General features: G+C 40.6%; 18 protein-coding genes and 1 pseudogene. 3 read left to right on the top strand and 16 right to left on the bottom strand.

Annotated elements, in window-relative coordinates; genetic code table 11:
• Window positions 1–19: 19 nt before the first annotated feature.
• Window positions 20–211 (bottom strand): annotated as a pseudogene (locus ACFG4S_RS33980) (IS701 family transposase); the annotation flags it as partial.
• Window positions 212–374: 163 nt separating this feature from the next.
• Between ACFG4S_RS33980 and ACFG4S_RS33975 the strand changes: the two are divergent.
• Window positions 375–1,622 carry an ISL3 family transposase gene (locus tag ACFG4S_RS33975; protein WP_392530245.1) on the top strand — a complete coding sequence of 416 codons (1,248 nt, stop codon included), beginning with the start codon at window positions 375–377 and terminating at the stop codon, window positions 1,620–1,622.
• Window positions 1,623–1,631: 9 nt separating this feature from the next.
• Here ACFG4S_RS33975 and ACFG4S_RS33970 read toward each other — a convergent pair whose 3' ends face one another.
• On the bottom strand, window positions 1,632–2,774 hold the full coding sequence (locus tag ACFG4S_RS33970) for an IS701 family transposase (RefSeq protein ID WP_392536251.1): 1,143 nt from the start codon (window positions 2,772–2,774) through the stop codon (window positions 1,632–1,634).
• On the bottom strand, window positions 2,740–3,723 hold the full coding sequence (locus ACFG4S_RS33965) for a TnsA endonuclease N-terminal domain-containing protein (protein WP_392536250.1): 984 nt from the start codon (window positions 3,721–3,723) through the stop codon (window positions 2,740–2,742). Before ACFG4S_RS33965 ends, ACFG4S_RS33970 begins: the two co-directional genes overlap by 35 nt.
• Window positions 3,724–4,203: 480 nt before the next feature.
• On the opposite strand from ACFG4S_RS33965, the gene ACFG4S_RS33960 reads away from it, so the two are divergent.
• Together ACFG4S_RS33960 and ACFG4S_RS33955 are read left to right on the top strand one after the other, a co-directional pair.
• On the top strand, window positions 4,204–6,093 hold the full coding sequence (locus ACFG4S_RS33960; protein ID WP_392529995.1) for an ISL3 family transposase: 1,890 nt from the start codon (window positions 4,204–4,206) through the stop codon (window positions 6,091–6,093).
• A gap of 32 nt (window positions 6,094–6,125) precedes the next feature.
• The gene (locus ACFG4S_RS33955; protein WP_094343524.1) at window positions 6,126–6,476 is read left to right on the top strand and encodes a four helix bundle protein; all 351 of its coding nucleotides are present in this window, start codon (window positions 6,126–6,128) and stop codon (window positions 6,474–6,476) included.
• A gap of 292 nt (window positions 6,477–6,768) precedes the next feature.
• Here ACFG4S_RS33955 and ACFG4S_RS33950 read toward each other — a convergent pair whose 3' ends face one another.
• The 13 genes from ACFG4S_RS33950 to ACFG4S_RS33890 form a co-directional block, all read right to left on the bottom strand.
• Complete coding sequence (locus ACFG4S_RS33950; RefSeq protein ID WP_392536249.1) at window positions 6,769–7,683, bottom strand: hypothetical protein; 915 nt, start codon at window positions 7,681–7,683, stop codon at window positions 6,769–6,771.
• A gap of 169 nt (window positions 7,684–7,852) precedes the next feature.
• Window positions 7,853–8,260 carry a heavy metal-responsive transcriptional regulator gene (locus tag ACFG4S_RS33945; RefSeq protein ID WP_096585850.1) on the bottom strand — a complete coding sequence of 136 codons (408 nt, stop codon included), beginning with the start codon at window positions 8,258–8,260 and terminating at the stop codon, window positions 7,853–7,855.
• Between the two features lie 156 nt (window positions 8,261–8,416).
• On the bottom strand, window positions 8,417–11,596 hold the full coding sequence (locus ACFG4S_RS33940; protein WP_392536248.1) for an efflux RND transporter permease subunit: 3,180 nt from the start codon (window positions 11,594–11,596) through the stop codon (window positions 8,417–8,419).
• Window positions 11,597–11,631: 35 nt separating this feature from the next.
• Window positions 11,632–12,978, bottom strand: a complete 1,347-nt coding sequence (locus tag ACFG4S_RS33935) for an efflux RND transporter periplasmic adaptor subunit (protein WP_392536247.1) — start codon at window positions 12,976–12,978, stop codon at window positions 11,632–11,634.
• 106 nt (window positions 12,979–13,084) lie between these two features.
• Window positions 13,085–13,279 carry a heavy-metal-associated domain-containing protein gene (locus ACFG4S_RS33930; RefSeq protein WP_392536246.1) on the bottom strand — a complete coding sequence of 65 codons (195 nt, stop codon included), beginning with the start codon at window positions 13,277–13,279 and terminating at the stop codon, window positions 13,085–13,087.
• 342 nt (window positions 13,280–13,621) lie between these two features.
• Window positions 13,622–14,248 carry a class I SAM-dependent methyltransferase gene (locus ACFG4S_RS33925; RefSeq protein ID WP_392536245.1) on the bottom strand — a complete coding sequence of 209 codons (627 nt, stop codon included), beginning with the start codon at window positions 14,246–14,248 and terminating at the stop codon, window positions 13,622–13,624.
• 17 nt (window positions 14,249–14,265) lie between these two features.
• The gene (locus ACFG4S_RS33920; RefSeq protein WP_392536244.1) at window positions 14,266–14,679 is read right to left on the bottom strand and encodes a heavy metal-responsive transcriptional regulator; all 414 of its coding nucleotides are present in this window, start codon (window positions 14,677–14,679) and stop codon (window positions 14,266–14,268) included.
• A 130-nt stretch (window positions 14,680–14,809) separates the two neighbouring features.
• Entirely contained in the window at window positions 14,810–15,745 is a 936-nt protein-coding gene (locus ACFG4S_RS33915) for an NAD-dependent epimerase/dehydratase family protein (RefSeq protein ID WP_392536243.1), read from the bottom strand.
• Between the two features lie 153 nt (window positions 15,746–15,898).
• Complete coding sequence (locus ACFG4S_RS33910; RefSeq protein WP_392536242.1) at window positions 15,899–16,249, bottom strand: DoxX family protein; 351 nt, start codon at window positions 16,247–16,249, stop codon at window positions 15,899–15,901.
• A 68-nt stretch (window positions 16,250–16,317) separates the two neighbouring features.
• Window positions 16,318–16,443 (bottom strand): hypothetical protein, encoded by a 126-nt coding sequence (locus tag ACFG4S_RS33905; RefSeq protein ID WP_392536241.1) that lies wholly within the window; start codon window positions 16,441–16,443, stop codon window positions 16,318–16,320.
• 32 nt (window positions 16,444–16,475) lie between these two features.
• Window positions 16,476–16,895, bottom strand: a complete 420-nt coding sequence (locus ACFG4S_RS33900; protein WP_096585237.1) for a VOC family protein — start codon at window positions 16,893–16,895, stop codon at window positions 16,476–16,478.
• 10 nt (window positions 16,896–16,905) lie between these two features.
• Window positions 16,906–17,577, bottom strand: a complete 672-nt coding sequence (locus ACFG4S_RS33895) for a cupredoxin domain-containing protein (RefSeq protein ID WP_392536240.1) — start codon at window positions 17,575–17,577, stop codon at window positions 16,906–16,908.
• A gap of 129 nt (window positions 17,578–17,706) precedes the next feature.
• Window positions 17,707–19,968 carry a heavy metal translocating P-type ATPase gene (locus ACFG4S_RS33890; protein WP_392536239.1) on the bottom strand — a complete coding sequence of 754 codons (2,262 nt, stop codon included), beginning with the start codon at window positions 19,966–19,968 and terminating at the stop codon, window positions 17,707–17,709.
• Window positions 19,969–20,196: the final 228 nt, after the last annotated feature.

Raw genomic sequence — 20,196 nt, 5'->3', positions numbered from 1 at the left:
CTAACCCTGTTGTGTCACTTTAGGCAGAGGAAAAATAGAATTCAGGGTGAGCCAGGAAGATAAAAATTGGAGAAGTTAGCCTATAAACAATAGATTGAAGTTTAGAAAAACCCAAAGAAAGCTGAGGAATGGGAAAAACTGTTAACCAAGGATATATGAGATTAAATAAAATGAAAGGTTGAATAATTAAACGCAGATTATTCAAAATATTTGGTTCTTCAGCACTTGTTATGCTAAATTGTTAGCCAAAAAGCTTAATAAATAAAAATAATCGTATCAGCTATTGAGAAAAAACTTTGACCTAATTGACTTATAAAGCATATTTGTTGTTAGCTGTAATTACAAGAGAAATATTTTTTGGTGTATTTACAGTCATGAATAGGAAACAAAATATTAAAATCCTAACAGCGCTTCTTGATTTAAAAGATGTGAAAGTTATATCTCATCGGATTCATGAGGGGATAGGAATGATTTTACAAACTGAATCAACAAAATCATACAGTAATTGTCCTCGCTGTGGTACAAAAAGCCATAGATTACATCAAAATCATCGATACGTTGTTAAAGACTTACCTTTTGGAGAAAAGCCAGTATTTTTAGAAATAAATAGGAGACAATTCAAATGTGAAAAATGTGAAAAACCGTTTAGTGAAAAGCTAGATTTTGTAAGTAAGAAAAGAACTTATACAAAACGGCTAGCAGACAAGATAATACAAGATGTTGTAGAAAATGATATTCATAGTGTAGCAAATAAAGGGATAGTGACAACAGAAGAAATAGAAAGAATGTTAAAAGATGCCTCAGAAAAATTATCTGATAACAAACCTGATTTTATAAAAAGGCTTGGAATTGATGAAATAGCTCTAGTTAAAGGCAAGGGTAATTACTGTGCAGTATTAATAGATTTAGATACATCTAAATTAATAACTTTGTTAAGTGGGCGCACACAAGAGGTAGTAAAGAAAACCCTTATAGAGTGGGGAACTGAGGTTTTAGCACGAATTGAGGAAGTGAGTATAGATTTGTGGGTAGGTTACAAAAATGTAGTAACAGAATTAATGCCCAATGCTCAAGTAGTAGCAGATAGATTTCATGTGATGACACAAATCAATAAAGAACTAGATACACAAAGAAAACAAGAGAAGCGGAATCTAGAAGAATTAGTTAAAAAAGCGCAATCATTATCAAAAAAATCTAAGTACGAAAAAGTATTGTCGGGACTAAAAAATAGTAAATACGTTTTATTGAAAAATGAGTCAGACTTAAATGAAGAGCAGATAAACAAACTTTATCAAGTGAAAAATTTATCTCCTATTCTCAAAGAAATGCATGAATTAAAAGAAAAAATTAGAAAGATTTTCAATAAGACAGATAACTGGTATCCGGGAGTTTTTAAACTCGGGATGTGGTTAGCAAAAGCTAAAAAATATTTTCCCAAGAGTAACAATACTATTATCCGTTGGTTTGATGAGATTATTGCTTACTTTGATAATGGGACAACTAGTGGTGTTGTGGAAGGCATTAATAACAAACTTAAGCTAATTAAACGTTCCGGCTATGGATTTAGAAACTTTGATAATTTCCGAGTTAGATGCTTGTTAAATTGGCATTTAAACTATTAGTTAAGCATATTATGTACTGAAGAACCAAATATTTTTCCAACCTTTACCATTATCCCACCAAGGGTGAGAAGCAAATGTTGATTGAGGATCACCTGGAGAAGGGCGCAGAGATTCTGAATGAAGACTAACCATGAGGTAGGCACTACATACAATCTCCCACCATCGTTCAATATCTTCATAGCGAGTGAAACGATAATCTGCCCAACCTAATTCATTCTTACTCTGCTTTAGACCATATTCAACCCATGTTCTTAAGCCATAGAAATTTCCAACTTCTCTTGATGTAATGTCTGGATATTTACTCATGACATACCAGGTAGAATTTCCTGGTAAGTTCTCTGTATCTGTGGTAATTTGCCAATACCTATGTTCGCCACGTTTCCCGTGAATTATTTCCCTAATAAACCGATTCTCACTGCTTAAATCAGAGAATACTCTTTTAAACCTATGCCACTTTAAGTATTGAGTATACTGACCCTTAAGCAAGTCTACAGAATGGTTTGAGCGGATTGCTACTAAATAATTTAAACCTAGTTCATCTAATACAGATACAAAATTTGTCCCACTCTCACCGTATAAACTATCAGCTAGTACCAAATTGAATTTAAAACCCATCGACTGTAACTTTCGTATTAGCATTGCCCCGATTTGAGGCTTGGTCAGATATTTATCTCCTGGCTTTAACTTCTCGCGTGGTTTGTACACTTCAAACAGTAGTGGAAATGTCATTCCACAAAATACGCCATAGGCTGTGACTGCCACAACTCCATTCTCTACTTTTCCCAAATTACCTATATATTGCCGTTTCACATAATCTGTTGTATTCCCTTTCTTTTTATCTCCTGTCTCATCAATAATTAAAATGATTGGTCTTCCTTTTAAAACCTCTAAAATTAGCTCTAATCTCAAAGTTCTTAGCTCTTCTACATCCCAAGATGTTGTAGTTAAAAAATGATGTAGCCCTTGATAGTTATCTAGCCCGACAATTTTCGCTATTTCTGGCAGGCTTTTACGTTTTAATTCCGAAATACACCCTATATGCAGATACTTAAACGCTTCAAAATTTCTGACATCTGAAAACAGCTTTTTATACCAAAGACAATATTCATCCACAAATTTAACGGTTTCTTTGGGTGGACGAGGCTCTACCATGCTCTGTGTCTTCGTTCTGGGCTTTGTACATCCTTATACTACCGCGATAGTGACACAACAGGGCTAAAGTCCAAAGTTGTGCGTCCCAGACTAATAAGGTATTGGGCAAAAGTGTTGTGGGCGAGATGATTTGTTGATGATGCCCAGTTGTCCCTATAGCTAAATGTGTATGAGCAGTATGAGTTTGTTGGTCTGTCCATAATTGAACTCGCCAATGTTCCACTAGGGGAACTGCATACAAGTCTACGTAGACTTGCTCTGTGGCAATCATGGCGTAGATATCGTTAGCACGTACTCCAGGTATGCTTGCAAGTGTGGCGGCAATGGTTGTTCCTGGGGTGGCTTGAACTGCTGAAGAGATTTGTTCTGTAATGGAGTGAGGGATATTGGCACTGAACCTAAAGTAATCTTCTAAAAACATTAGGTTCTGAGTGAATACGGGATTTAGTTCGGTATCGGTGCGAACGTGGTATGTGAGTCCATAAGATGCGGCGTAAGCTTCTCCTGGTGGGCAATGCCAATGACCAGTTTCAGTTTTTTGGTAGCGTGAGGGGTATTTTTGGGCTAGTCGTTTTAATTCGGTTTCGGTTTTCCATTCTTCCCATGCTGCACCCGTCGTCCGCAGCACGAAGAAGTCTGGGGTATGGTAATGACCTATTTTTCGTCCGTTTTGGTTTTGGTACTGAATTTTAAATGGCGGTGGTTGGTCGTAGAACTCTAGCACCTGTGGGTCATGTTCCATTTGATAAATCGCCCACAGTTCTACTGTGTGGCTTTCAAATTGAATGGTTTGACCCATTTTGCGGCTAGGGTAAACTCCACTGACGTTTTTGGCCCGCCCTTGTACTCTGCGAGAAGGTGGCGCAGCGCGAATTGCGGCGATTAAGTCTTTGCAAGATGCCGTTAGTTGCTGTTGCTTACACCAATAATCAAATTCATCGTCTGTCATGAGAGTTTCTCATCCAAGAAAAGAGTGTTTCTCTTGTCAGGAGACAGTTTTAAGATTTCAATACGCCAGAAAAAACTACGGAGTCATAGTTTTTAGTGAAGCATATCTTGGAATTTTGAACCATATTTTGAATTAAAAGTTTAAGTTAGAGCAATTTTAAGAGAGATTTTTTGTCCAAGTTTTGTCTCTTTGTGTTTTTTCAACTCATTCTTTAGTTATGCTTCAAAATTTCAACTCTATCTCATGATTTGATTCAAAGTTTTATTTTGTGATTGGTGAGAATGCTTGAAATTGCGTTAACTCTTTCTCAATTTATGGTTCAAAATTTTTCTCATATTATGGGTTCTTGGCAACTTTTGGTGATCTCGCTTGGGGGAAGGCAGAGGGCAGAGGGCAGAAGGCAGAAGGGGGGAAAAAAAGAAGGAGGAAGGGATAGAATTGAATTACTAACTTCAAACTTTACTCCGTCAAACTTTTGGTATGGAATTGCTATACCACCTGTTACCTGATACAACAAACCTTCAACTGAAGAGATGGCAATTTGACAAAGTACAAGGGACGATTACGTTGATTGTCTCTGCGATGCAAACTGTCATTAATTGCCCAGTTTGTAACCACCCAACTCACCGAATTCATAGCCGCTACGAACGTAAGTTAACAGACCTGCCCTGGGCTGATTACAGTATTACCCTACAGTTACGGGTGCGAAAGTTTTTTTGCATTAACACTTTATGTAAACGGCGTATTTTTACCGAAAGGCTGACAAGTGTAACCGCACCTTGGGCGCGAAGGACTCAGCGTTTAGCGCAACGACTGAGCGCAATTGGTTTATCTGTGGGTGGTGCAGCAGGGGTAAGACTCTCACAGCAATGGGGGATAAAAGTTTCTCGCAACACACTGTTAAATTTAGTCCGCTCAATCCCACTGCCATCAATCGTAACGCCACATACTCTTGGGGTAGACGACTTTTGTTTTCGCAAATGCAAAACTTACGGCACAGCATTGATTGACCTGGAACGTAGCCGACCAATCGCTCTACTCAAAGACGCAAAAGCTGAAACCTTAGCAGAATGGTTAAAAGCTCACCCTGGTGTCAAAGTCGTCTCACGAGATCGGTCAAAAACTTATGAAAGTGGTATTCGTCAAGGCGCGCCAGAAGCCATTCAAGTTGCAGACCGTTTTCACTTATTGCAGAACTTATCTCAAACGCTCTATCAAGTCTTTGGTATTCACGCCAAAGTACTTAAAGAAGTGGAGAAACAAGTATTTAGTACTAATACTAAAGTGCATTTAGAGGTGGAAACAGCACTTGAAGAAGGCATTGGGGAATTGGATGGGGATACATACCCCACCCAATTGCAGACCACTGAAATTCAAAACTTGGCTGGGGGTCTTAAACCCTTTTTGGCAGAGAATACAGACGGATTGGCTGCACAGGAAAACCCTCAAACCAACCTTCTGCCGTCTGCCGTCTGCTCTCTGCCTTTCCCCGATAACCTTTCCATGATTGCTGAGACTAATAAAAGTTCAGTTGTGCCAAGGTTTCCCCAAAACACATCTTTAAAAAGAAAAGTTCAATCCGCCAAAGCACGGGATAGACGGAGGGAAATCCATGAGCAAGTTTGGAGACTGCGGTCTGTTGGCTTCTCAGGGCTAGCAATCGCTCAAGAGCTGGGAGTTTCTAAAACTACCGTATTCAATTACTTGCGTAGCTCAACTTTTACCGAACGTCGTGAACGTAGCGACCACGGTCTGAGTCTTCTCAACCCTTATCATGATTACCTCCTCAGTCGCTGGAATAGCGGGAACCACAACACCCAAGAACTGTTTGAAGAAATTCGCACCTGCGGCTATATCGGTGGTTATGCCACGGTCGCTCGCTTCACTCGTTATCTCAAGACCTTGCCCGGATTTGGGCCAGCAAAGTGTTCAAAGAAAAATGCGTCCCCTAGGGTTAGTTCTTCCTCCCATCGTCCTCTCACCCCCAGTCGCGTCACAGCTTTAGTCTTGCGACGACCAGAATTAATACAGCCTAATGAGCGTGAAATCATCGCTCAACTACAAACAGCCCATTCTGATTTGAAGTCAGCTATTGAACTAGCTCAACAGTTTGCATTCCTTGTGCGTCAACGCCTACCTGAGCAGCTCGATGCTTGGTTCAACAAAGCTAAAAACAGCTCTGTTTCTTTGTTGCGCTCCTTCGCTGTTAGTTTAGAGTCTGACTACAATGCTGTGAAAGCAGGTGTAACTATGTCAGTTAGTAATGGCCCAGTTGAAGGCCATATTAATCGCTTGAAAATGTTAAAGCGACAGATGTATGGTCGCGCCAAAATAGATTTACTTGAACGACGATTTTTGTTGGCTATTTGAGGAGAAAATTTTGACAATTTACACTTGATTATATGAGTTATAGAAATCAGTTTATCTGGCAAAGGGCGGTTCAACTTGCTATCAATTGTTATAAATTTACCCGCCTATTTCCTCAATCAGAATTGTATGGTTTAACCAGCCAAATCCGACGTTCTTCTGTATCTGTAGCATCCAATATAGCTGAAGGCTATGGAAGGCGCTCAAAGCCAGAATACATACAGTTTTTACATATTGCATTAGGCTCTTTGAGAGAACTTGATACCCAATTAATCATAGCTAAAGAAGTAGATTTAGCTGACAAAAACCTTTTCACTCCCCTATTGAATGAGGTCGAGGAAATGCAAAGTATATTAGTTGCTAGCTTAAACAAACTCAAAGCTTGAATTTATTACTTCTACCCTTCCGACTTCTGCCCTCTGCCCTCTGCCTTCTGCCTTGCCCCAACCAAGATCACCAAAAGTTGCCAAGAACCCTTTGCTTGGATTATAGAACATCTGCATCACTTGAAAGTCGTAAGCGATCGCCCGTCTTGGTCACAAGTCCTAGCGAGGATAACAAAACGTTTTAAAACCTTCTGCCGTCTGCCTTCTGCCATCTGCCTTAAAGTGCGTAACTTTCAATGATCACCAAAATCTGACAAGAACCATATTATGATTCAAAGCATAATAAGCTAAATTAAACCACATTAATCCAAAAATCAGCAGTAATAATTTCCCCGTTACGATTGAATTGTCCCCAAAGTTTATACTTGCCTGCTTGCGGAAAGCTAGTCATAAAATGAACCTGTCCAGTTGGGCTATTTTTGAGTGCGTGAGCATGGATGTAATCTGCTGCTGTTAATGAGCTTGACTGTCGCAGGATAACCAAATGTCCTTTTTCTCCCAAGTAAGGTTGCAAGTCTGTTAACGGTTGATTGTTAGCAGCATCTTGTAATTTAAACATTAAAGTCACTTCTTGACCTGCTTTTACAGTGGGTTCAGAAAGAGCGAGATTGACTTGAGTATCATTGAAAGTTTTACTACGCTTAATGTCAATTTCTGGAGCAGCAATACTGATTCCTGGAACTTGTGTTTTCAATACTGAAATTTGCTCTGTTTGACCAGTAGGTTTGTAGTCACTAAAAAATGTGTAACCACCTGCTTGGGGAAAACTAGCTTCTACTTTGAACTGACCATTATCTTTATATGTAGGATGAAGATGGCTGAAAAACTGAAGATCGTCACTGACAATAATTAAATGCATGAGCTTTTCTTGAAAAGTGTCAAACTTGGCGATCGCCTTCCCTTCTAAATCTTCAACATCAATCAATAGCGAAATATTTTTATTTGGGGTGATTTCACTGGAAACTTTAAGTTTTGCTTGAGTCACTGCTTTCTTCTCACCATGAACTGTGCTACTTGTTGAATGTTCTCCATGATGACTTTCATTGATTGAAGGCTCTTCATGATTATGACTTCCGCTCGTTAAATGCTCCTCATGCTGATGTGTACTAACAGACATTGCTTTTTCTTCAGCTTTAGGTAATGATGAGCAAGCTTGAACTAGTACCAAAGTAGTAGTGATAGCGATCGCATTTATAAATCTATTCATTGATTTTCTCCTTTACTCAAGATAAAGTGAGTTTAAATTGTCTAGTTGAGTGGAGAGTCAAGAGGAAAAATCAAGAAATTTTTATTTTTTTGATTTGAATTAATAAAAAATATGTTCATTTTTGAGTGAACGTATTGTTAAAAATTATTTTTTAGATTAACCCTGATTTTTAATTAATAATGGGGCAAATTGTTGGATAATATGTTTCTGATTGAATTTTCCAGCCAGACAGCATCCCTGACAAATCTTGTCTCAAAATAAGTAATTGCTGAATCTGATCATCAATAGCTTGTACCTTATCCTCAAGCTTGATTTTTATATGTTCACAGGGTAATTCGCCCTCATCATGAACATTCAAAAATTCTTTGATTTCGGCTAAAGTTAAACCCAGACTTTGGGCGCGTTTAATAAAGTGCAGGCGAGCTAAAACATCAGTTTTAAATAATCTAAAACCACCCTCAGTTCTGCCTGATGATTTGAGTAGACCAAGCTCCTCATAGTAGCGAATGGTTTTAATCGGCACTCCACTTTCTTTAGCAACTACACCAATCTGTTTTGACTTTTCTTGAACTAGCATAATTACTTCTCTTAAATTTAATCGTCTACTTTATCCTAGATTCTCCAGTCAGATGGAGAGTCAAGTATCAATTCGATTAAAAATAATGGGGTAAAGTGAAAACCCCCTAAGCTCAAGCCAGGGGATGTACGCCAAGTTAAGAATTCTCGCTGATTTTCAGGGGAGTACGTCAACTCTTGATTGTTTTGCTAACTTACCTGCTTGATTCCTTGACTTTGGTACGCCTACAAACAGTGAGCGAATCTGAGTAATCACGATATATAGAATAGGCACTACAAACAAACTCAAGAAAGTTGCAACGAACATTCCACCAAAGACAGCAGTACCAAGAGATTGGCGACTAGCCGAACCTGCACCTGTAGCGACAGCGAGCGGCCAAATTCCTAGTAGAGTTGAAATCGCAGTCATGAGAATTGGACGTAAGCGTTCAGAAGAAGCTTTCACGGCTGCTTTGGTAATCGAATAACCTTGTTCGCGTAATTGGTTAGCAAATTCGACAATCAAAATCGCATTTTTGCTAGCTAAACCAATTAACATCACTAATCCAACCTGACAGTAAACATCGTTATATAAACCGCGCCATGATTGAGCTAACAATGCTCCCAAAACAGCTAACGGAACTGACAATAAAATAATCAAGGGGTCAACGAAGTTATTGTATTGAGCAGCTAGCACTAAGAAAACGAAGAAAATTCCTAGACCAAAAATAATTGGTGCTTGACCACCAGATTCTAATTCTTCTAAGGTAATACCTGACCATTCGTAGCTCATGTTTTTTGGCAAGACAGTAGCGGCTAAATTCTTCATCGCTTCTATTGCTTGTCCAGAGCTAAAACCAGGTGCAGCTGCGCCATTAATTTCAATTGAGCGATATAGATTGTAGTGATTAATTGTTTGCGGCCCGGTGGTTGGTGTAACCTTCACCAAACTACTGAGGGAAATCATCTCACCCCGTCCAGAACGCACATATAGTTGTCCAATATCTTCTGGGTTAGAGCGAAACTGTTGATCTGCTTGGACATATACTCGGTACGTGCGACCAAAAGCATTAAAGTCATTGACGTAGCGGGAACCGATGAAAGTTTGCAATGTGCTAAAAATATCTCTGACAGGGACTTGTAAGGCTTCGGCTTTTTCTCTATCTACTTCGATAAGTAACTGCGGTGCATTGGCTGTGTAGGTACTGAATACACCTTGCAATCCTGGTGTTTGATTGGCGCGACCGATTAAATCGTGGCTGATTTTGACTAAATTATTGATATCACTATTATTGCGATCGCCTCTATCTTGCAACTGAAAAACAAAACCACCCACACTCCCTAAACTTTGGATAGTAGGAGGATTTACCGCAAACACGGCTGCGTCTTTGATTGCTGACAGTCCACCTCTAGCTTGATTTACAATTGCTGATGCAGTTTGTTGGGCTGTTTTTCGGACATCCCAAGATTTTAGCGGTGCAAATATCAAGCCTCGGTTGGGAGTATTACCACTAAAACCAACACCACCCATTGCAAAAGTACCTTGAATTTCTGGGATTTTCAGCAGTGTTTTTTCTGCTTGCTTCGCAACTTCACGGGTGTAGTTGAGTGAAGTACCATCTGGCCCCTGCATTAAGTTAATAAAATAACCTTGGTCTTCTTCTGGTAAAAATGCTGTGGGGACGCGCAGGTAAAGCCAGCCTGTCCAAACCAAAGATGCAATAAACAGTACCACAACAACGATTTTAAAGTTGATCAGCAACCGGAGAATTTGTTGGTATCCTTTTTGCATCCAGTCAAGTAACCAATTAATCGCTCCAAAAATCCAGCCTAGTAAACCGCGTGGTTTTTGAGTTTTCCGCAACAACATAGCTGCCAGAGCTGGAGTTAAGGTAATAGCAATAAAAGTCGAAAGTACAATTGAGAAAGCGATCGTCAGTGCAAATTGTTTATATAGTTGTCCCGTTGTTCCAGGGAAGAATCCCACAGGAATAAACATAGCCATGAGTACGAGGGATGTGGCAATTACCGCCCCAAACAGTTCTGTCATGGATTCACTAGCCGCCCGCCGGGGATTCATCCCTTTACTCTGGATAAAGCGGTTAATTTGTTCGACGATGATGATTGCATCGTCTACCACCATCCCCGACCCTAAAGTCAAACCAAACAAAGTCAAGCTGTTAAGTGAAAAATCGAAAATTTTTACAAAGGCAAACGTTCCAATTAAAGAAATTGGAATTGTAATTGCGGGAATGAGGGTAGTGCGCCAGTCTTGTAAGAAAACAAAAATTACTAAGACAACTAGCACAATCGATTCCAATAAATTTTTGACAACTTCCTGGCGAGATGCTTCAACAAATAGTGAAGAATCATAGGGAAATTCATATTTCAAACCAGGTGGAAAGTCCTTTGCAATTTGCTCCATTTCGGCTTTTACCGCATTAGCAATCTTTAAAGCATTGCTTCCAGGAATTTGCAGGATTTGATAGCCAACAGCAACATGACCACTATAACGAGCAAAGGAACTGTAATTTTCTGCCCCAAGTTCAGCACGACCAACATCTTTAAGCTTCACCAGTGTGCCATCTGTACCTGCTTTGATGACCATGTTTTCAAATTCGTCAGCTTCTTTTAACCGCCCTTGAGTTTGCAACTCAATTTGATACATTTGCCCATTTGGTGCGGGTGGCTGTCCAATACTCCCGATACCTAACTGTAAGTTTTGTTGGTGAAGGGCGTTAATTACATCCTCCGTTGTCAGCTTGCGATTAGCAAGTTGAGTCGGGTCAAGCCACAACCGCATCGCATAGCGGCGATCGCCAAAATTTGCAATGTTACCTACACCTTTAATGCGTCTGAGGCGGTCTAAAACATAAAGGTCGGCATAGTTACTAATAAAGGTGTCATCGTACTTATCGCCTTCACTATACATAGCCATCGCTAAGACAATACCACTGGATTGCTTTGTCACAGAAACACCTGTTTGGCGGACAACTTCGGGTAGTTTTGGTTCGGCTAGCAAGACTCGATTCTGCACATCAGCCGCCGCAGTATCAATGTCATAGCCTTGGTCAAAAGTGACGATGATGTTACTAGTACCGTCACTGCTGCTGGTTGAAGTGATATATTTCAAGCCTTCAACACCATTAATCTGGCGTTCTAAAACTGTTGTGACTGTATCTTCTACAACTTGCGCGCTGGCTCCAATGTAATTAGCGGTGACATTGATTTGTACGGGGCTGATATCTGGGTACTGCTCTACTGGTAGTAAGGGAATACTGATTATACCTACCATGAGCATTACTAAAGCGCAGGCGATCGCAAATACAGGTCGCTTGATAAAAAAATTCGCAAACATAGACTTATGCTTTCTGGGTAAAAATCTGGATTTAACTAAGGTTCAGGAATAATAGATGCGCCATCTCTTAAATTGATCAAACCGGAAACAACAATTTTCTCGCCTGCGGTTAAACCTTTCAGCACTTGATACTGATTACCCTGGATACTACCTAGCTCTACTGGTTTGAGCTGTGCTACTAAATCCTGTTTTTTGGGTGAGGATTCAGCTACATAAACAAAGGTTTCTGTACCCAAACGGATAACAGTTGTTGTAGGAATTAATACTCCTGGGCGTTTGTCCCAAATCACTTTAGCCTTGACAAATTGGTCGGCTCGCAACTGTCTGAGGGAATTATCAAATAGTGATTTGACTAAGACTGACTGAGTATCGTTAGCGGTGTTGGGAGCAATGAAAAATATGCGACTGCTTCCGAGATTTTTACCTCGTTCGTCAATTAACTGCAATGTCATTCCAGGACGTAATCGGGTTGCTTGCTGAACTGGTACGGAGATATTGACTTCTAGAGTTTGATTTTCGGTGATAGTTGCCAATTGAGTAGAGGTATCAACAAAATCACCGATTTTGATGGGGATATCGCCTACTTTGCCAGCAAAGGGAGCAGTAATTTTGTAGTATTTCAACTGGACTTGTTCTTGCTTGGTAGCTGCTTGAGCTTGTTGTACGGCTTTTTCGGCTTGAGAGATGGCAGCTTTTTGGGCTTGAATTTGGGCATCAATCGCACTCAGGCTGGCTTTAGCTGTAGCTAGTTTGTTAGCGTATTGATCCTGAGTTTGGCGAGATATCGCACCTTCCGCAGCCAGATAAGAGTACCTTTGGTAGTCCAACTCGTTTAGCTTGACATCAGCTTGCTTGGATAAACGTTCAGCTTCTATAGATTTGAGAGTTGCTTTGGCATTTTCGAGTTGCGATCGCGCCGCCATTACAGCCGCATCTACACCACTAACTGCTGCTTTTTGTTCTTCCGCATCTATTTGCAGAATGGGTGTACCTGCTTTTACTTCATCTCCTGCTTGTACAAAAATCTGACTGATTTGTCCTTGAATTCTAGGACGGAGAGCGACTGAACGACGGGATTGAAGGTTAGCAATAAAATTGGAACTTTGTTCGATTGTGCTGGCTTTTAAGGAAGATAATTTTACTTGTACGCCAGGAGGTGCAGCAGCCGTTGCTACTGGGGGTTTTTGACTGGGAGTAAGCACACGCCAACCGGCAATACTTCCACCTGCTAATAGTAGAGTGAGCAATAGCCAAAGCCAAGGTCGTTGCGATCGGGGTGATGGTGATTCAGTCGTTAAATCATCGTCATCTAGAATGGGAATCTGGTTTTCCAAATCATTGTCTGAATTTAGAATAGGAGTTTGGTTTTCCCAGGGGTTCATGTTTGAGCAATTTCCTGTAAATTAAGTTGAGTCAAAATAATTTCTAATTGATAAATTTTTATCAACAGTTAGCAGAAGCTAACTGTTGATATACCCTTAGCAACCCTTAGATTGATGGATAACCAACAGAGGCAATTGCTTCTTTAATCGCCGTCTCTGATGCTTGAGTTTCTACACTGACAGTTTTAGTTTTTGTGTCAGCTTTGACAGTAGCAGTTGCATCAATTTTTTGAATTGCAGTGTTGATAGTATCTACACAAGCTGAACAAGCTAATTTAGGGATAGTAAGTTGTAATGTCATTTCTGAAAACTCCTGATTTTTTACTACTAATTCGGATTTTTTGAGTAAGTATTTATTTTCCTTACTCAACCTGGAATTAGCATAAATTCTCCATCTTGCCGGAGAGTCAAGAGTAAAAATCAAAAAAATTAACCAGAGATAAATACAGCGAAAAGTCTGAGCGGAGGCTTCCTCCGCTCGGAACTTGTTAAGACAGATGCACACAGATAAGCACCGATGATTTATCTGTGTGCATCTATGGTTTTATATAAAATTTGACTTTATGTTATTGTAATTAATGAAAATTTGCCGACATGATTAATTTGACAACTTTGAATGGTGAATAAGCAGCAATAAGACAGCTTAAGTCTTGAGAATTGCTGTAGTTACCATCAACCCCCATACAAGACCAAAGCGAATTTTGGTTGCACGAGAAACCGCCAAGTTTGCATCTTTAAGCAAGTGGTGAAATTCATTTTGGCTATAACACTGCTGATGAGCCGGATCAAAAACTTTCAATATCAGCTCACAGATTTTACAAGTTAAATAATCTCTACACCAATCAAGGATAATGACTTTACCATCAGGCTTCAGGACACGTCTCATCTCCTTTAATGCAGTAAGTGGATCGTCAAAGTAGTGAAACGCATTGGCAGACACAATCACATCAAAACTATCATTATCGAATGGCAAATTTGATGCACTCGCAATCTGGAATGATACTTGAGGATAAGCACTAAATTTCTGTTTGGCGATCGTCAGCATCTTATCTGAAATGTCTACCCCAACAATCTGTTGCGATGAAAACTCAGCTAGCAGTAAACGTTCAAACTCACCAGTACCACAGGCAACATCAAGTATAGTATCCGTTGGTGATATCTCTGCCCAGGTTTTTAGGAAAGATAGTGTATTAGTTATATAACTTTTCCAACGTAAATCGTAAACACCCGCTAACTGGTCGTAATGTTTGCGAACTATAGTTTCACTCATATTGTTTTTTGTAAAATTTATTCATGTTCAATAATTGGACAAATAGTGGAATGAGAATCATCAGGCTTTATTTCCCAACCAGAAAGCAACCCTGATAATTCTTGTCTTAAAATCAGTAATTGCTGAATTTGTTCATCAATAGCTTTTACCTTATCTTCTAGTTTAGTTTTGATATGCTCACAAGGTAATTCACCTTTATCATGAACATTTAAAAAATCCTTGATTTCTGACAAACTTAATCCTAAACTTTGAGCGCGTTTAATAAAGTGTAGTCGTTCCAAAACATCAGAGTTAAATAATCTAAAGCCACCTTCTGTTCTTCCTGATGATTTGAGTAGACCAAGTTCTTCATAGTAGCGAATCGTTTTAATTGGTACTCCGCTTTCTTTGGCAACTAAACCAATCTGTTTTGCTTCTACTTGGACTAACATACTTACCAAACCTCGAATGAGATATGATTACTGATCTTATACTAAACTCTCCAGTTTACTGGAGAGTCAAGCAGGAAAAATATAATTTTTGAAAAAACTGATCTCCTAATGATTTGGGCTTCTCTAGCTTTTACAAGTTAAAAGCCAGAGTTTTATCCAGCCATTGGAGCGATCGCGGCTGAAAATTAATTTCCCGTTTGGCTTTAAGATTAGATGCACCTCGTAGTTGGGTGGCATAGTAAACTGCATCTGCTCCTTGAGTTTTGGGTGTATCTGCAACGGATACCTGCACAGGTGGTTTTGCATCCAACCAATCAGCATACGCAGATAGCCATACTCGCAGTTCTAAAGGGCGATCGTCAACGATGTTGTAAATTCCGAGTTTACCACGCTCAACAGCAGCAACAGTTGCAGCAGCAGCATCTTCAACGTGTATCCAAGACCACACACCCTGTCCGTCACCGACAATAGGAAATTGCTGTTTTCGTACCATATTTGCCATATCCCCATCGCTGGCGTACCAAGTTCCTGGCCCGTAGAAGAAACCATAACGTAGGACAATGCCTTCCAAGGTATTTGCAGACAAAAGGCGATGTTCTATATCTGCATACATCCTTGTTCCTGCTGCTATGCCTGGGGTACTATCAAAGGCAAAAGGAGTTTCTTCATCAGCTAAACCTATACCTGGAGCATACCAGAAAGCACTGGACTGGAGAATGTAACGCCGGACTCCTGCTGCTTGAGCCGCTATTTGCAGGTTTGCTCCTCCTTCTCTGCGGGTGCGATGGTCTAGGGCCGTTGCAGCACTCATTGACTCAGGAGTATAGTTTTTGGGTAAAGCAGTGAGTAGGTCAATGACAACTTCAGGCTGAATACGGCTAAGGGTAGTATGAACAGCATCAGCATCAAAGATATCTATGATTTCAGATTTTGCTCCCTGCTGAGTAAGAAAATTGGCGTTTTGGGGAGAACGAGTCAAGCCAGTTACATCATATCCAGCTTGAATTAATTGTGTGATGAGTGGACGACCGATCGTACCGGTAGCTCCAGCAATTAATACTTTCATAGTCATCTCTGAATTAGAATGTGTTGAATTAAACGAGATGAAAAATTAATTTGTGATACCTAATTAATCTAAAGTTGTAGATAATAAGATATCAAGAATAATTAACCGCAGATAGATGCAGATGAGCGCAGATAAGACGGATAATTAAACCCATTAACGCGATCGCCAAGCAATATTGCCAGAACCGTACTGAATGACCATTAGTAACCCACCGATGATGCACAGATTTTTCATGAACATGATCTGCTCAATTGGGTTAGTAAAGTTGCTATGGAAAATAAAGGTAGCGATGAAGGTGAATATGGCTAAAGCCGCAGCTCCTAAGCGTGCATAGAAACCCAGGAGTAAAGACAGTCCAGCCGAAATTTCTAGGGCGATCGCTACTGGTAAAAATAGCCAGGTGAAAGGCATCCCATAGGCGGCCATATATGCTTGTGTATCAGCTGGGTGAAGAATTTTATTGAACCCTGACCACAAGAATAAGCTAGATAAGCTAATCGTCATCGATTTTTCCAGAATGATTCGCTTGTAGTAAGGGCTTCAGCCCTGCTTTTATGCAACTTAAATGCTGATTAGCTTAAAAGAATGCGGGCAATCAATGGCAAATAATTGCGAGTTGCATGAAGTCCGGTATTGTATGGTTTTTGTGGTTGTAAATTTGTAGCTTGGGTAGTCGAGCGCAGATGATCGCCTTTCATAAAAATTCTCCTATTATTTTCAAAAATGTGTGCTACGTATTCCCCTGCTCCACCGTTAGACCAATCTCTTGGCCGTAAGACAATTCCAACGTGTGACCATCTGGATCTCGCAAGAATGCCCAATATCCGACCGGATACCCAGAATCTTTGGGTTCGTCAACCAGTACCCCCGCTTGACGAGCCTGATCACACAAAACATCCATTGCTTCACGACTCTTACAGCCAATTCCCAGATGTGCTAATGGCGAGAGAACAGGATGTATTGACTTAGTTTCAATGAGAACAATTGCAAATGGGCGAGTATGGTCTGTCAGCCAAGCAACCGCAACCCCTGTGTCAGTATCAATGCGACGATGAGCTACTTGCATTTGAGCATAGGTAGCGTAAAAATCAATACTTTTTTCAATGTTTGACACAGGTAGGGCAATATGTGTAAGTCCAATATCAATCATTTGATGTTCCTCATTTGATGTCAGCTTCAATATTGATGCTGGCTTTCTGAATTCCTTGCTCTACAGTTGTTTCATGCTCATCGATTGAACTGAAGGATTTGGGTTGTGGTTCTTTCATCGTTTTTTCTTCCTTTATGACTGTTGATTGAATGTCTGAAGCTTCGGCTTGAATTTCACCACGAAACATATTCATGCCACAGGTAAAGAGATAATTTCCGGCTTGTTTGGGTGTAAATTCCACAGTGGTTACTTGATTAAGCGGTAAATCTGCGGCAATGTGAAAGTCTGGAATCACGACTTTTTCTAAGCAACTGCTGGGATCTTTGCGTTCAAATTTAAGCCTTACTGGTTTCCCTACTTGCACCACTATTCGACTTGGATCATATCCCCCATCAACGGTGACAGTGACTTCTTGGACATTTCCACCTGTTGCAACTGCTTTTTGAGACTTAGGTTTACTGAGTAAAAACCACCAAAGTTGTAAGCCGATTAGTCCAAATCCGCCGAGAGTCACGGCTATTTTGTTCCCTAGTGGCTGATCGATACGTTGAAATTGATTAGTTTGGACTGTTGTGGATGAGTGCGTATCATGGGATTTTTGTGCGATTGCTTCACCCGATGCAATTGAGAATACAATTCCTAAACTGGCTATACTACCGATGAGTGCTGTTTTGTTTACCATTGAAAAACCTCCTACTTGAATGTGATTAATTTGCCAACTAAACTAAAATTCCTGAAATCACTCCCAGCAGAAATCCAAATCCTGCTAAAGTTCCGAAAAATATGGTTTGATTGAACATTTTTATTTCCTCTATGCGAGTGTTTTAGGTTGGAAGTTACGTAACCGCAGCGCATTGGTGACTACAGAAACTGAACTAAAGGCCATTGCTGCACCGGCGATAATAGGATTGAGTAACCAACCGAAGAAGGGGAACAGAATCCCGGCGGCGATGGGAATACCAGCAACGTTGTAGATGAAGGCGAAGAATAAGTTTTGGCGAATGTTGCGAATTGTGGCGCGGCTGAGTTGAATTGCTGTAACTATGCCTTGTAAATCGCCAGAAATCAGAGTGATATCACTAGCGGCGATCGCCACATCTGTACCAGTCCCAATTGCAATTCCCACATCGGCTTGCGCTAAGGCTGGTGCATCATTGATACCATCACCAACCATTGCCACGATTTTACCTTCTGCTTGTAGTGCTTGCACTGTAGCGGCTTTTTGCTCAGGGCGCACTTCTGCCAATACCCGCTTAATACCAACTTCACGGGCAATACTTTCTGCGGTGCGGCGGTTATCACCTGTGAGCATGACAACTTCTAAACCGAGTTTTTGCAACGCTCTCACAGCCTGGGTGGAGGTGGGTTTAATGGCATCAGCAATCCCCATCAATCCTTTGATTTCGCCGTCAACTGCTAACCAAACTGCTGTTTTACCCAGGTATTCTAAGCGTTCTTTATCTTGTTGCAAGGCTTGAGTGTTAATGCTCAACTCTTCCATCCAACGTTGTGTACCAATTTGCACAAGACGGTTAGAAACGATACCTTGGACACCACTACCTGCTACAGCTTCAAAATCTTTAACATCTATTGATGGCAGTTGCAGAAATTGGGCATATCTAACAACTGCTTCTGCCAAGGGATGTTCCGAATTGCGTTCTAAGGATGCGGCTAGTTGTATCAACTTCATTTCATTACCGTTAGCAGTGCCATCAACTGTGAGAAAATCTGTAACTGTGGGTTTACCTTGGGTAATTGTGCCTGTTTTGTCTAAGACAATTGTTTGAATTTGGTGTGCTATTTCTAAGCTTTCCGCACCTTTAATTAAAATGCCGTTTTCTGCACCTTTACCTGTGCCTACCATCACTGAAGTCGGTGTAGCTAAACCCAATGCACAAGGACAAGCGATAATTAACACCCCAACTGTGGTAATCAACGCCAGGGTGACATTGCCCATGATGTTGTACCAGATGATAAAAGTAAGGATAGCGATCGCAATTACCGTCGGCACAAACCAGCCAGTAACTTGGTCTGCTAGTCTTTGAATTGGGGCTTTTGAGCCTTGAGCCTGCTGTACTAATTGGACAATCTGCGCCAGTACAGTATCCTTACCAACTCTTGTCGCCCGAAATTTAAAACTTCCAGTTTTGTTGATGGTTGCACCGATGACTTCATCCCCTGGTTGCTTCTTCACGGGTACACTTTCGCCAGTCACCATCGCTTCATCAACTGTGGATGTCCCATCAACTACTTCCCCATCAACGGGAATTTTCTCCCCAGGACGAACCAGCACCACATCACCAATTTCTACTTGCTCAATCGGTACATCTACTTCTCGTCCGTTCCGAATCAACCGTGCTGTTTTCGCCTGCAAACCAATCAACTTACGGATAGCTTCTGAGGTTTGTCCTTTGGCACGATTTTCAAATAGTCGTCCTAGTAAAATTAGGGTAATGACTACAGCACAAGTTTCATAATATACATCTGGTTGTAGCCCCTGACTGATGAAGAAACTAGGAAATACTGTAGGGAATAGGGAATAGAAATATGCTGCACTTGTACCTAAAGCTATTAAGGTATCCATTGTCGCGGCATGACGCTTAAAAGCTTTCCAGCTATTAACGTAAAAAGAATAACCACACCAAAACTGTACAGGAGTGGTCAGAACTAATTGCACCCAAGGATTATGCAACCATGTGGGAATAAAAGGTAGGTTTAACCCTGTCATCATTGGTAGTGAGCCAATCACCAGCACAGTGCTAATGATTCCCCCTACTGTCACCTTTTGCTGCAAATCACGGGATTCTTTCAGGCGATATCTTTTCTCTTCATCATCTTCTCCCGCCATCAGATTTTGTTCTTGCAGGGGATAGGCAGAATAACCTGCTGCATCTACCGCCTCTTGTATAGCTTGTAAATCTGTTGTTCTGGGGTCATAATCAACTGTTGCCTGTTCTGCCCCAAAGTTCACGCTACATTCATTTACACCAGGGACAGAACTAATCGCATCTTCAATACTTCTGGCGCAGGAAGCGCAACTCATACCGCGTAGTTTAAGTGTGGCATTCTCCATTTCAAAGCTCCAATTATCAAGTCGTGTTCAAGACTGATTTCATCTTGAATGCTCCAGTGAACTGGAGTGTCAAGGGGATAAAGGAAAAAATTGGAACTACGCAAAAAGTCCTTTCTCAACTAGCTTTGCAGCTATTTCCCATACATTAACTGAACTGGGGAAAAATTTCTGCTCAAGTCTCTTGACTCTCCAGTGAACTAGATATTTGAAGATAAACTCCAGCAAACA

This window comes from Nostoc sp. C117, assembly GCF_043099735.1.
GTDB lineage: Bacteria > Cyanobacteriota > Cyanobacteriia > Cyanobacteriales > Nostocaceae > Nostoc.
The sequence above is the reverse complement of the archived record's forward strand: the minus strand, read 5'-3'. Positions and strand labels throughout refer to the sequence as shown.